The organism is Streptococcus caprae, assembly GCF_042649745.1.
Taxonomy (GTDB): domain Bacteria; phylum Bacillota; class Bacilli; order Lactobacillales; family Streptococcaceae; genus Streptococcus; species Streptococcus caprae.
The window spans coordinates 66504-80857 of the sequence record NZ_JBHRZV010000049.1 but is presented as its reverse complement, the minus strand read 5'-3'; the positions used below and the strand labels follow the sequence as shown (position 1 = coordinate 80857).

Annotated in this window: 10 protein-coding genes and 1 pseudogene; 3 read left to right on the top strand and 8 right to left on the bottom strand. The window is 41.9% G+C overall.

All coding sequences use genetic code 11. The annotated features are described in order from the left end of the window. Positions 1–6: 6 nt before the first annotated feature. Complete coding sequence (locus ACFORF_RS06650) at positions 7–510, bottom strand: DUF2975 domain-containing protein (RefSeq protein ID WP_380426619.1); 504 nt, start codon at positions 508–510, stop codon at positions 7–9. 781 nt (positions 511–1291) lie between these two features. On the opposite strand from ACFORF_RS06650, the gene ACFORF_RS06645 reads away from it, so the two are divergent. The 3 genes and pseudogenes from ACFORF_RS06645 to ACFORF_RS06635 all read left to right on the top strand — a co-directional run bounded on the left by ACFORF_RS06645 (position 1292) and on the right by ACFORF_RS06635 (position 4036). Further along, the gene (locus ACFORF_RS06645) at positions 1292–1867 is read left to right on the top strand and encodes a hypothetical protein (protein ID WP_380426617.1); all 576 of its coding nucleotides are present in this window, start codon (positions 1292–1294) and stop codon (positions 1865–1867) included. A gap of 28 nt (positions 1868–1895) precedes the next feature. Beyond that, positions 1896–2063 carry a hypothetical protein gene (locus ACFORF_RS06640; protein ID WP_380426615.1) on the top strand — a complete coding sequence of 56 codons (168 nt, stop codon included), beginning with the start codon at positions 1896–1898 and terminating at the stop codon, positions 2061–2063. A gap of 144 nt (positions 2064–2207) precedes the next feature. After that, positions 2208–4036: pseudogene (locus ACFORF_RS06635) on the top strand (IS1182 family transposase). 7 nt (positions 4037–4043) lie between these two features. Here the strand turns inward: ACFORF_RS06635 and recG are convergent. The 7 genes from recG to secA form a co-directional block, all read right to left on the bottom strand. Then, positions 4044–6059, bottom strand: a complete 2016-nt coding sequence (recG, locus tag ACFORF_RS06630; protein ID WP_380426613.1) for an ATP-dependent DNA helicase RecG — start codon at positions 6057–6059, stop codon at positions 4044–4046. 97 nt (positions 6060–6156) lie between these two features. Further along, entirely contained in the window at positions 6157–7626 is a 1470-nt protein-coding gene (locus ACFORF_RS06625; RefSeq protein WP_380426612.1) for a CHAP domain-containing protein, read from the bottom strand. A gap of 164 nt (positions 7627–7790) precedes the next feature. Then, positions 7791–8897: an alanine racemase gene (alr, locus tag ACFORF_RS06620; protein WP_380426610.1), complete on the bottom strand. Its 1107-nt coding sequence runs from the start codon at positions 8895–8897 to the stop codon at positions 7791–7793. Further along, on the bottom strand, positions 8887–9249 hold the full coding sequence (acpS, locus tag ACFORF_RS06615) for a holo-ACP synthase (RefSeq protein ID WP_380426609.1): 363 nt from the start codon (positions 9247–9249) through the stop codon (positions 8887–8889). Before acpS ends, alr begins: the two co-directional genes overlap by 11 nt. A 41-nt stretch (positions 9250–9290) precedes the next feature. Continuing rightward, positions 9291–10349: a 3-deoxy-7-phosphoheptulonate synthase gene (locus tag ACFORF_RS06610; RefSeq protein WP_380426607.1), complete on the bottom strand. Its 1059-nt coding sequence runs from the start codon at positions 10347–10349 to the stop codon at positions 9291–9293. An 85-nt stretch (positions 10350–10434) separates the two neighbouring features. Further along, positions 10435–11466 carry a 3-deoxy-7-phosphoheptulonate synthase gene (locus ACFORF_RS06605; RefSeq protein ID WP_380426605.1) on the bottom strand — a complete coding sequence of 344 codons (1032 nt, stop codon included), beginning with the start codon at positions 11464–11466 and terminating at the stop codon, positions 10435–10437. 24 nt (positions 11467–11490) lie between these two features. After that, positions 11491–14019, bottom strand: coding sequence for a preprotein translocase subunit SecA (gene secA / locus ACFORF_RS06600; protein WP_380426603.1), 2529 nt, complete (start codon positions 14017–14019; stop codon positions 11491–11493). Positions 14020–14354 lie beyond the last annotated feature (335 nt).

The window sequence follows — 14354 nt, the reverse complement described above, 5'->3', positions numbered from 1 at the left end:
TACCTCCTAAACCGTGAATTCGTTTTCTTCTGCGATTTCATTAGCCCGTTCAAAGACCTTACTAATAACCCAAACAACTAAGGCAGCAAAAAGGTAAGTAACATCGATAACATATCTTGCATCAAAAGCGTAATTTCCACTACCTACGAAGCTTGAAATCGCCAAGAAAATGGCAACCCAACGAATCAACTTAACATTATCAGCGACGAAGATACGGTCTACGATAAGATTTTTGAAAAAGCGACGAATACAATAGAGAATAGCCAATACAACACCTATCGCCAGCATATCCAGTAAAATGAACCAGACGGATGGAACACCTCCACCTGCTGTCGTAATGGTAAAATTAGGATCACTCTCTGATGCCATTTCTATCAACCGGTTCCACCAGCCAAATTGAATAGCAGCAGCAAAGATAACAGATAAAATCAGTGCCAAAATATCCAAGGCCATCATAAAATTCGTAAACCAGACACCATATTTTAAATAAGATAATTTATTTGTTTTCATCATAAAACTCCTTGATAATAGGTATAAATTAATCGTGAGCCCACAACGATATCTTTTTATCAATTATTATATATCGTTTATCGATAATTTTATTATAGCACGATTTTTTTATGATGCAAGTATTTTTTATCGAAAAACGATATTTTTTTATTTTAAAATTTAAAAGAGCTTGAGAACAAAATTGGAGTAGAAATCTTCCTGAACACGATTAAGAATGGTCGTAAGGTTATTGGATATGAAATGCAGATTATCGATAACAGACCATCGACAACAGCTGGTATTTATAGACAGGAAATGAAAGAATATCAAGCTACTTTATTTGACTAAGAAAGAGGCTGGGACAAAAGTATCAGCTTCAAACTTAATAAGGTATTCTTTGCAAGACACAGTGGTTGAGTGGATTCTAATTCGCTGATTTCATCAGCTTTTATACCCCTACTCAACCGTGCGGAGGTGGGACGACAAAATCGAACTCTACGAGTTACCGATTTTTGTCCCACTCTCTTTTCACTTAAAAAAGGTTGCTCAATATTAAGATTTGATTACGCTTCCGTTTCACAAAAATTACTCCTCAGAAACACATATTGTCAAATAATATGTAGAAAAAGAAGTTTAATAAGTTTGTGAAATATGAACCAAAAGCAAACTGACCACACCTTTTTTGAAAATGGTTGTTTTTGTGGTATAATATGATTATAAATTAATTTATTAAGTCGAAAGGCAATATTTGTATACAGATATTATGGTGAAACACGCATAAAGAAAGATTGAAGAAAATGTTATGAAATTTAAAAAGAGTATCAGTTTAGGTATGACTATTTTAGCTCTTGCGCAAATTACTGCACCTGCAGCAACAGTTTTGGCAAATGAGAATGTTGATTCAGTTCAATCTGAATTGGTTACACAAACAACTGTTATGTCTAATGAGGCTAAAGACGCCCTTGTCCGTGATGTTATGACTAACCACCCAACGGTATCAGAAAGCTTTATTCGTGAAGCTATTGAATTGCAACTTAGAGGAGATTATTCAATTCCAGGTGCCGATTTATCAACTACTGCTTTCCGAAGTGCTTGGCAAGGTATTACGGTAGATCAAATGGGAGCACTAATTGATACAGCAATCGGTACAGCTTTAGGTGCTGGTGTAGGTGGTTTGGCAGCGGCAATTAAGTCAAGTGGTAAAGAAGCAGCTAAAAGTGCATTAAAAACGGCATTAGTGAAATATGGGTTGATTGGTACTGTAATTTCTCAACCTCTCCTTGATTTTGCGCTTAATTTAATTTCTCCAGGGCACCACATTGCAACGTATTGGGATCAACATGATGCTGTACCAAATAATGGACGCATCAATTTCTAGCACAAATGGTTAATTAGGAGGAAATGCTATGAAAAAACGTTACAAAGTCTATATAGTTCTCCTATTGTTACTTTTAGTAGTGAAATTTGCAATATCCTATTACACTGACCAAAGGTTTACTTGGTGGACAACAATTGGCATAGGTATAGGAGGAATACTCAGTTACGAGTTATTTAACTATTACTTAAATAAATAAAAGGTGTGAGTAATTATGAAAGAGGCTGGGCAAAAACTAGTTTCAGAATAGAAAAAACGAGCATTTCCGCAGTTGGAGATGCTCGTTTTCTCATGTCATGGTTTATAATTATAATAACGACAAAACAATTAGAAAGCCATGACGATGTACAAAGAGTATAACACAAATCAGCTAAGTTTGGAACTAAATCTTGCCTACGATATTCCTATGACCCATGAGGTTAGACTCATTAGTCTTTTTGTGGACAGTATCCCTAACTCTGTTTTACTAGAAGAGAAGTCTCACACTGGCCGTCCTGCCTTTCATCCTGCCATGCTCTTAAAAATGACACTATTCGCCTATGCTCGTCAGGTCTTTTCTGGCCGCAAAATAGTTCAGATGAATGAGGAAGTGATTCCGATGAAATGGTTGAGCCAAGACACTTATCTTAGTTATAAAACTATCAATAAGATCGTTCTAGTAAGCATGCCAACAACCTGATTAAGACTGCCTTCATCTACTTTACCCTCCTCATGCGTGAGAATGGGCTGATTGAATATGAGGCACTCTTTATTGATGGCACAAAACTGGAAGCCGATGCCAATCTCTATTCTTTCACATAGAAGAAAGCTGTTGAGAAATACGAGACAGCTTTGAATGGAAACATTTCTGAACTCTATGACAAACTGATTCAAGAAGGTGTGAACATAGCCCTGTCTAAAGAAGAACGTGAAACCAGCCAAGGTTTAGAAGAATTGCTTGACAAGACAGAAATAGCCTTAGCTGAGGTTGAGAAAGCTATTGCAGAAGAACCCAAAGTCATTAAAGGTGGCTCTGCCAATAAACAGAAGCGCCGTCGCATCAAGAAACTTCGTAACCAATTGAAGAAAGATTACCTTCCTCGTAAACGGCGCTATGAGGAGGCTAGAGCAACTCTCCAAGAACGTAACTCCTTCTCCAAAACGGATCATGACGCTACCTTTATGCGGATGAAAGAGGATCATATGAGGAATGGCCAGCTCAAACCTGGCTATAATGTCCAAGTTGCCACCAATGGTCAATATGTTCTTGCCTACTCCCCTTCGCATTCTTCTTTCTAGGCTCAGGCTAAAACAGTCCACTGGACTGTTTTACTCCCAAATCCAACGGACACCCGAACTCTAAAGCCATTCCTCCAATCAATTCAATCCTTAGACTTATTCCAACATATTGTAGCTGATGCAGGGTATGGGAGTGAAGAGAATTATAGTTTTATCATTGATGAGTTGGAGAAAACACCTCTGATTCCATACAGCATGTATCAGAAGGAACGGACTAAGAAATATAAAAACAGTCCTCAAAACCAAAACAACTGGACTTACCTTGAAGAAACGGATCAGTTTGTGAAACCAGACGGGGTTGTGTATTTCTTTAAACACTATTCTCGTCGAACGGACAAGTATGGCTTTAAACGTGATTTTAAAATCTATGAGGCGTATAAGGTTCAAGACACACCAGGGTTGGAACAACTAGCTAAAACCGAGTGTGGTCATCAGAAACAAATCCATTACAATCCAACTTGGACTTACTTTAAAGAACGGATCAAGGAAACATTGCACAGTGAAGAAGGCTCTCGTATCTACGCCAAACGGAAGATCGATGTCGAACCCGTTTTTGGCCGATTGAAGAGTGTTTTTGGCGTACGCAGGGTTCATGTTAGAGGCAATCAAGCTGTTCAAACAGAAATTGGCTTCCTCTTCATGAGCATGAATCTCACAAAATTGGCCAAGAATCTAGGCTCAAAAACTTCAAAAACTCAAAAACCACACTATGATTCTCTCATCTTGATTGTTTTCAAGACAGAAATCACGGTGTGGTTTTATTTTGAGGCTAGTTTTTGCCCAGCCTCGTTTTATTATTCTCATCCCATTCTAAAATCAAAGCCAGACGTCGTTAGGTTACATTGTCTACCTCTTTGTATTGGCATCAACCTACTTCGTCTGATAAGATTTTGAGTGGGAATCAATCAAAATCAGACCGTTCACGTAAACCTTGAACTAGGATGGACCAGTTTGGATCAGTCTGCCAGTTGGGTTGGGCACAAATTTCCGCTGCCATGCGTCTAGCTTCTTCCAGAATTGGATAGTCTTCAATCAGGTCTGCCGTTTTAAATTCAGGAATGCCCGATTGACGGGTCCCAAAAATTTCACCTGAGCCCCGCATTTTAAGGTCTTCTTCTGCCAGAACAAAACCATCTGTCGTTTCGGTCATAATGGTCATGCGGTCCTTACCAGAGTCTGTCTTGGGATTGGCTACAAGAATGGTATAAGACTGCTTACTGCCACGCCCAACTCGACCTCGGAGCTGGTGCAGTTGACTCAGTCCAAAACGGTCCGCATCCATAATCACCATGATGGTGGCATTGGGGACATTGACCCCAACCTCAATGACAGTTGTCGAAACCAAGAGGTCAGTCTCATGAGCCTTAAAAGCCTGCATGACTTCATCTTTTTCTTCATTTTTCATACGCCCATGGATGAGGGAAATCCGTGCTGAATCCGCAAAATAGTCTTTCAATTCTGCTTCTAAAGCCACTGCATTTTTCAAGTCCAAGGCTTCCGACTCCTCAATCAAGGGGGAAATGACATAGACCTGGGCTCCCTTGCCAATCTCTGTTTTAATCCAACCCAGCACAGTATCCAATTGCTGGTGCTTGACCCAGCGGGTGATGATAGGCTTGCGCCCTGCAGGCAATTCATCAATGATAGAAACATCCATTTCACCGAAGGCTGTGATGGCCAGGGTCCGTGGAATCGGTGTCGCCGTCATCATGAGGACATCAGGATTATCTCCTTTTTCTCGGAACAGACGTCTCTGATTGACCCCAAAGCGGTGCTGCTCATCCGTAATGATTAGACCGAGCTTATGGTACTGAACCGCCTCCTGGATGAGAGCATGGGTACCCACTACCATATCAACTGAACCATCCTCAATGGCTGCAAGGGTTGTTTTCTTTGCCGCTGCCTTTATACCCGAACTTAGAATAGCGATAGAAAGCTCTGGAAAAAGCCCCTGTAAACTCTCATAGTGTTGCTCCGCCAAAATCTCTGTCGGTACCATGAGGGCGGACTGAAAACCAGCCGTGTAGGCCGCATACATAGCCAGACCTGCCACGACAGTCTTACCGGATCCCACATCTCCTTGAAGCAGCCGATTCATGTGGGCGCCCGAAGCCATATCTGACAGAATCTCATCCAAGCTCCGTTCCTGGGCACCCGTCAAAGGAAAGGGAAGTTTAGCTATTTCAGCTTCTAGGGAAGCCCTATCATAGGGAATAACCAGACCATTAGTCTCGTCACGATTTTCAGACTTAAGGACCTGCAAATTGAGCTGAAAGAAAAAGAGTTCTTCAAACTTTATCCGTCGCAAAGCCTGCTTGTACTCAGCCAAATCTTTGGGAAAATGCATGGCCCTGACAGCTGATTGTCGGTCTAAAAGTCTGTATTTATCCAGCAAAATCTGGGATAGATTTTCAGGTAGTAGGGCCAAGGCCTCACTGTCAAAGGCTGATTTGATAGCCTTGACAAGACTTGCCTGACTAACTCCCTGAGCCACATGGTAGACTGGTTGCATGTCATCCTCAACCTGAGCCAGGACCTTCATGCCTGTCATGACCTGTTTGCGCTGGTCCCATTTTCCAAAGACGGCAATGGTCTGTCCGACCTCAACCTTGTCTTGGAGATAGGGTTGATTGAAAAAATTAACCCCAATCACAGCATCGCCCTGTTTAATTTTAAAGTGAAGACGATTCCGTTTAAATCCATAATACTGGACATTAGCAGGTACTAGAACCGTCCCTGTCAGTACTGCCTTTTCTCCATCGACCAAGTCAAAGACAGACTTAGACTTAAAATCTTCATAGCGAAAGGGAAAATAGAGCAGCAAGTCTTCGACAGTCATGATACCCAACTTATGAAATTTTTCAGCTGACTTGGGACCAAATCCCTTAAGTATAGCTAAGCTATCCTGTAACTGCATATAATCTCCTGCTCCCTATATTATTAGAATTTATTGATAGTCCTTATTATACCACAATACAAAAAGGCTAGACCGTCAGTCTAAGCCTTTTAGGCTATTAATTCAATTTTTTTCCTGTTACGTAAGTAAATTGAGCAGCTTGGTCAGCTGAGAAGGTCCGGTAAGAAACTACTCCCAAGCCCATAGCGTTAGATTCAGAAATTAGAACTGTACCATCCTCAGCAATAGCTTCAACGATAGCAACATGTCCATAGGTTCCATCAGCCCCAGCTTGACCAGGAGAGAAGGATAGCGCAGCGCCTACTTTAGGCTCATGACTCGTTTCATAGCCAGCCTTGTATTGCCAGTCTCCTCCGTTACCCATATAGGCATCAAATGAATAACCTAATTCCTGTGCACGGTTATAGACATACCATGTACATTGTCCCCAAGGATAAGTCGCAGCTGTGTAAGAGGCTGTATTGAGGGGTGTTGGAACATCAAAATTAGCTGGAACTTGGGTCAATAGAGCAACGTTGACTGTTTTCAGTTCCTCTGGAATAACTGGTGTTCCACCATGAGCGTCAATCCATTGATCAATATCTTCCATAATTTGAGCACGACGTTCACCTGAACCAGAAGTATCTGTGTAGTAAACACCACCGTCGTTAAGGGTATCCAATGTACCAGCTGCATTTTTTTGAGCTTTAATATCTTGTGCCTTGAAGGTCAGATTCTTATGACCCACAATTGTTTCACGCGTCAAAGCAATAACCGCTGTTGCATCATTGTAGTTAGCTGCATTTTCTGGGTTACTATCAAAGGCACCATAGCCAAACATATTAGCCCCTGGCATCGTTGCAACACCAGCAGTTCCTAAAGAACTTTCTGCAATAGCAATAGCAATAATCGCTCGTACATCAAGTCCAGATTTTTTCTCCCATTCTAAGAGAAGTTTCCCATTAATGCGAGTCTTATCATAGTTAATTCCGAGAGAATCTAAGTAGCCATCTAGTTGCTTAGCTGTAATACCATAGCGATGGGACAACAAATTATGCGTGTAGGCATCAGAACCAGACCAATGTTCCACATAATAAAGTTGCGTCACTGGTGTTGCATTAACTAAACTTTCTCCAAGCAAAGAAGTATTTGTAACAGGATTGGTTGTTGCAGCAGGTATTTGACTTGTAGTCTCAGCTGCTGTAACTTGTGAACTTGTCACTGCTTGAGCCACTGTTGTTGCGGAAGTCACTGCAGTTGTAGCCGCTTGAGTCTTTGTACCTGTAGTCTCTGTTGAAACTTCGGTAGTTGACTCAGTAGTCGCTTCCGTGACTACAGGAGCAGATTCTGACGCAACATCTGCTACCGCTGGTGTTTCAGCAACAGTTTCTGCTGTCTCCACTACAGTTGCCTCTTCAACAGGAGCTTCCGTTACTGTAGTCACCTCAGTAGTAGATGAAACTGCTACCTCACTAGACATCTCTGTACTAGAGGTTACCACATCATCTGCCAATACCGCCAATGTTGACGCATGTGACAAAATAATAGTCGCTAATAGTAAACTAGCTAAAGTTTGTTTTTTCTTCATTTTCGTCAATCTTTCAGATTTTAATTTATTACACTATTTTAACACAAATTGATTTTTATTTCTAGTCATATTTGTCAATTTTAACAAATATAAAGTTAAGTCTAGTTTATTTTAGATTTGCTAGCTATCCATATGATAATTCGCAATTATTTTTTAAAATTAAACTACTGTTTATAAATTCTTGGAACACGGTCACTAATTAGACAGAGGACTTCATAGTTAATGGTCCCACGATATTCCGCCACATCGGTTGCAGTCACTTCTAACTGGCCAGACTTTCCAATCAAAACAACCTCCGTCCCTAAGGGATAGAACTCGGGCAGACGAATGGTAATCTGATCCATGGACACCCGCCCAACAATCTGACAAGCTTTGCCATTGACCAAGACAGAAAAATCTTGCATGGCTCTAGTCCAACCATCCGCGTAACCAATCGGAACTGTGCCGATAATTTCATCACTTGTAGCACTATAAGTCCCACCATAGCCAATTCGCTGGCCGGCAGAAACCGACTTCACTTGGACAAGACTGGAGACCAGCTTCAGGGCAGGGCTTAAGTCATATGGTAGAGACAAGGTTTCCCCAGACGGGTTAAGCCCATAAATGGCTATTCCCAGTCGAACAGCATTGAAAATACCATCTTCGTGCCAGAGTGATGTCGCCGAATTGCTGGCGTGCACCATCGCTGGTAGTGTCGGCAAATCCGCTAGAATTGACTTGAATACTGCCAGTTGTTCTTGGAAAAAGTCCTGGTCTGTCTCATCTGCCGTTGCAAAATGGGTGAAAATCCCTGTAACATTAGCACCCAAGGCTTGAATTTTGGACTGGGCTTCCTGAATCGCTCTGCTATCAGATACCCCGATCCGCCCCATACCACTGTCAACTTTTATATGACAAGAAAGGCCCGTTAAACCCAAGCCCTGTTCTTCAACAAGTTCCAACCATTCTAGGCTTGAAACAGTGATAGAAATCTTGTGTAGGCGAGCTAACTCGAGTTGATTAGGCATAAGGACACCCAATATCAAAATCATATGGTCAAGGCCTGCTTGCCTCAATTCCATAGCTTCATCAAGATTCGAGACACAAAAACCGTCAACTTGAGCAGATAAGGCTCGAGACACCTCGATACTGCCATGACCATAGGCATTAGCTTTGACCACCGCAAGGGTTTGGACTCCTTGAGGCAGATGCTCTTGAATCTTTGACACATTTTGACGAATAGCTCCAAGATTAACACGAGCCTCTGTCGGCCGATGATGACTAGCAATCATGTACTTCCTCCAAAATAACACTGGCCTGAACCAGATTTCCTGAATGGCTAATTGAGATAAAAGTTCTGCCTGAAAAAGGGGACTTAGTAAAACACGGTGCTCCCTTGTCATTGTTCAAAACTTCCAGATCCTGAAAACTAAGTTTTCCGATACCTGTACCACAGGCCTTAGAAAAAGCTTCCTTGGCAGACCAGCGGCCTGCTAAAAACTCAATCTGTCGCTTACCTTTCAGGCTAGAAAAAACCATGAATTCTTTCTCCGTTAAAATACGTCTAGCAAATCGAGGGTTTTTCTCATAAGCTTTTCTAATCGGTTCAATTTCTTGTAAATCAATCCCATGTCCAACAATCATAGGTGCTTCTTTCTATATAGTCAGTTCTAAGATTCCTAGAGTTAAGGCTTAAGTAGTTCTTCAAAAGACTCATGTCCTAAGGTTGCATAGATTTCCTGGATGAGTTTTTCTGTTTTCTCCCAGCCCAAACATGGGTCTGTAATCGATTGACCAAAAACTTCAGGCTTATCTTGTCGACCATCTTCCAGATAACTTTCAATCATAAAGCCACGAACAGTTTGATGGATTTTTTCATTCCAGTCACGGTTAATCAAGGTCTGGCGGACAATTCGAATCTGATCAAGATAGTTTTTACCTGAGTTATCATGATTGGTATCTATAATAATGAAAGGATTGGCTAGACCCATTTTTTCGTACTGAGCGATGGTCTTTAGCAAGATATCATAGTAGTAGTTTGGTTCATTTTCACCATGTGCATTGCTTGCCCCACGCAAGATAACATGGGCTAGAGGATTACCATCCGTATCAACTTCAGCATTTTGATAGATAAAATTTTGTGAATTTTGGGCCGCATAAATAGCATTGAACATCACGTTGAGATTACCAGAAGTTGGATTTTTCATTCCAACAGGAACATCAATACCTGACGCCACAAAGCGGTGTTCTTGGTCTTCAACTGACCGCGCTCCAATAGCATGGTAAGATACCAAATCATCCACCAAGGTCAAATTTGAAGGATAAAGCATTTCATCCGCCGTTGTCAAGCCAGTCTCAGTAATGACGCGATAGTGAAGATTCCGGACTGCCGCTATGCCGTTAATAAGGTCTGGCAATTGAGAGGTATCAGGCTGGTGCATAAGTCCCTTATAGCCATCACCATTAGTCCGAGGTTTAGCTGTGTAGACCCGCATTACGATAAAGATACGGTCCTTAACATCTTCCTGTAACTTCGCTAAGCGATGAGCATATTCAAGAACTGCTTCTTCATGATCTGATGAGCAAGGACCAATCACCAAAAGCAGTCGATTATCTTCTCCTTTGATGATGGCCTGTAATTCTTGGTCTCGCTCTTCTTTTTTGGCTAAAAAGTCACCTTCTAATTTGGACAATTGTTTAACTTGAGCAACATCTATGGTTGCTGATTTTTGATGAATTCCCATATGATACCTTCTTCTTAATTCCTTAGAGGATAAAGTGAAGAGGTTAGCGACCTGGTCCCAACCTCTTTCTTTGTTCTTACTATTCTTAGTTACCTAAGGTTTCGTAGATTTCACGCACCAAGGCTTCCGTATTATCCCATCCTAGACAAGGGTCTGTAATCGATTGACCAAAGACTTCTGGTTCATTTTGGCGACCATCTTCTAGGTACGACTCAATCATGAAACCGCGAACATAGCGATTGATTTTTTCGTTCCAATCACGGTTAATCAAAGTCTGACGAACAATACGAATTTGCTCCAAGTGGTTTTTACCTGAATTGTCGTGATTGGTATCAATCATAATAAACGGATTAACCAAGCCCATTTTTTCATATAGGTCAATCGTTTCCAAAACATTATCATAGTAATAGTTTGGGATGTTTTTACCATATTCATTGACCGCTCCTCGCAAGATAGCATGGGCAAGAGGATTGCCTGATGTCTCAACTTCTTCACTGTTGAAGAGGAAGGATTGCTTGTTCTGAGCTGCATAAATACCATTGAACATGATATTAAGGTTACCAGAGGTCGGATTTTTCATACCTGTTGGCACATCAATACCTGATGCTACAAAGCGGTGCTGTTGGTTTTCAACAGAACGCGCCCCAATAGCGATATAGGATACAAGATCATCAACGAGGGCCAAGTTCTCTGGATAGAGCATTTCATCAGCAGTCGTCAAACCAGTCTCTGTAATCACACGATAGTGGAGGTTACGAACCGCACGAATCCCATTAATCAAGCTCGGTGCTGCATCCGTATCTGGTTGGTGCATCATCCCCTTATAACCATCGCCGTTAGTTCGAGGCTTAGCCGTATAGACCCGCATCACCATAAAGACACGATCCTTGACTTCTTCTTGAAGCTTGGCCAAACGACGGGCATACTCAAGAACAGCCTCTTCATTATCAGACGAACAAGGTCCAATGACCAAAAGCAGACGATCATCCTCACCTTTTATAATCGCTTCTAACTCATGGTCGCGATTTTCTTTTTTGGCCAAAGCTTCTCCCGTTAACTGGGCTAGTGTTTTGACTTCTTCTACATTGATGGGTTCGCTGGTTGCTTTAAATGTCATCTTTCCCTCTTCTTCTATTTTTTACTATACTGTTGGCCGACCGTGGCAGTTCTTGTATTTTTTACCTGATCTACAAGCACATAGTTCATTACGTTCTTGGTGGACGACTGTTTTTTCTTCTTCTTGAACTGCACCAACTGGTTTAGCAGCAATGTTAGCAGCTGCTGTTGTATGAGCTTCTTCCGGTGCATGTTGACGTTCTTGCTCGTGAATTTGAGCCTTCATCATGGTGCGCGTCACATCATACTCAATGGAACCAATCATATCTTGGAACATTTGGAAACCTTCAGATTGGTATTCAACAATTGGGTTATTTTGTGCATAGCCACGCAGTCCAACAGATGAGCGTAATTGATCCAAAGCATCAATATGGTCTGTCCATTTATTATCGACAACCATCAAAATCAGAACCTTCTGGAATTCTGTTACCGCTTCTTCATTTGGAAGCTTAGCAATCTGTGCATCGTATACTTCTAAGGCACGCTCATAGAGATAATCTTTGATTGCCGGGAATTTCTTACCTTCAATATCAGAAAGACTAATAGCATCTTCTGGCAAGAGCGTCGTATGAGCAAAGGTCACGATACTTTCCAAGGCTTCTTTACGATCCAGACGACTATGCTGGTCAACCGCACGGTCGATTGTGCGTTTAATCATTCCCTTGATTTCTGGACCGAGGTCTCGATCTGCTGTAATCACATCATAACGATCACGATAGACAATCTCACGTTGTTCACGCATTACGTCATCGTATTGGAGGACTTGCTTACGGGTATCGTAGTTGTTCCCTTCGACACGTTTTTGAGCGCCTTCGACTTGGTTAGTCAGCATACGAGACTCGATGACTGTTTCATCTTCATCCAACTTCATCTTTTCAAAGACCGCCTTGATACGATCTGAACCAAAACGGCGCATGAGGTCATCTTCAAAGGATAAGTAGAATTGAGATTCTCCTGGATCTCCTTGACGTCCTGAACGACCGCGGAGCTGATTATCAATACGACGGCTCTCATGGCGTTCCGTACCGATGACACAAAGTCCTCCGAGTTCACGAACACCTTCACCCAACTTGATATCGGTACCACGCCCAGCCATGTTGGTTGCAATCGTTACTGCACCACGTTGGCCCGCATTCATGATGATTTGAGCTTCTTTTGCGTGGTTTTTAGCATTGAGAACCTCGTGAGGAACCCCAGCTTCAACCAACATTTTAGAAATCAAGTCAGAGGTTTCAACTGCCACTGTACCGACCAAGACAGGTTGTCCTTTTTGATAGCGACTCTTAACATCTTGAATAACCGCACGGAACTTAGACTTCATAGTTGGATAGAGAAGGTCTGAGTGGTCGATACGAGCAATCGGACGGTTTGTTGGAATTGGAATAATGCGCATGTTATAAACTTCGCGGAATTCCTCTTCCTCAGTCTTAGCCGTACCCGTCATACCTGCCAATTTCTTATACATCCGGAAGAAGTTTTGGTAGGTAATGGTCGCGCTAGTCTTAGTTTCATCCTGGATTGGAACATTTTCTTTGGCTTCGATTGCTTGGTGAAGTCCATCTGAGAAACGACGTCCTTCCATGGTCCGACCAGTGAATTGGTCAACGATAAGAATCTCTTGCTTATCAGTCACCACATAGTCAATGTCCAAAGTCATGATATAATTGGCACGAAGGGCATTATCAATAAAGTGAGTCAAGGCAACGTTTTCCACATTGTAGAGGTTCTCCAATTTGAAGAAGTCCTCAGCCTTGTCAATCCCTGAGTCCGTCAAACCAATAGTTTTAGATGGAACATCAATGACGTAGTCATCCTCCGTTAGTGACTTGACATAGTGGTCAGCCAAATCATAAAGTTTGCTTGTTTCTGAACTTTGAGCCCCAGAAATAATCAAAGGCGTACGAGCCTCATCGATAAGAACGGAGTCAACCTCATCGACCAAGGCAAAGTTGAGCGGGCGCTGAACCATGGCTTCTTGGCGAACAACCATATTATCACGAAGGTAGTCAAATCCGACCTCCGCATTGGTTGTATAGGTAATATCAGACTGATAGGCCTCACGCTTTTCCGCAGGTGACTTAGCCGCCAAGTTAATGCCGACAGAAAGACCGAGCCAAGAATAGAGTTCACCCATCTCAGTCGCATCACGGGTTGCCAAATATTCGTTGACGGTAACAACGTGAACCCCTTCGCCAGCCAAGGCGTTGAGGTAAACTGGCATGGTCGCAGTCAAGGTTTTCCCTTCACCGGTCCGCATTTCAGGAACATCACCATTATGAAGAACTGCTCCCCCCATAATTTGGACACGGTAAGGATAAAGACCCAAAACACGTTTAGAACCTTCACGGACAACCGCAAAAGCTTCAGGTAACAAGGCATCCAGACTTTCTCCATTTTGGTAACGACGTTTTAACTCCGGAGTTTTTGCCTGTAACTCTTCATCTGTTAAGGCCGCCATAGCATCCGCATAAGACTCAACCTTATCTGCAATTTTTTCTAACTTTCTCAACTCGCCCTTATCGTTTTCGATAATGCTACGTAACAAATTTGCCATCATAAATCCTTTCGATAGTACAATCAGTTTATTTTATCACAATTTAATCTTCGTTTCAAGAACTGAAAACGGTCTGACACGTCAAACTCATGAAAGAATTTTAGCAAGAAAATAAAGCTTTCTGTATTTCAGCGTTTAGGAATTGAAAGTTCTAAAATGAAGTTAGCCAGTTGAGAGTATGAAAAAACATCCCAGAGAGATATAATGTAGTTCACCACAAACACATTAAAAGGAACTCTGAGATGCAAAACCATTATACTACAAAAGGCAAACATTTAACACTAACAGAACGTCGTTTGATTGAACGATGGAAATCTGAAGGAATCAGTCATCGC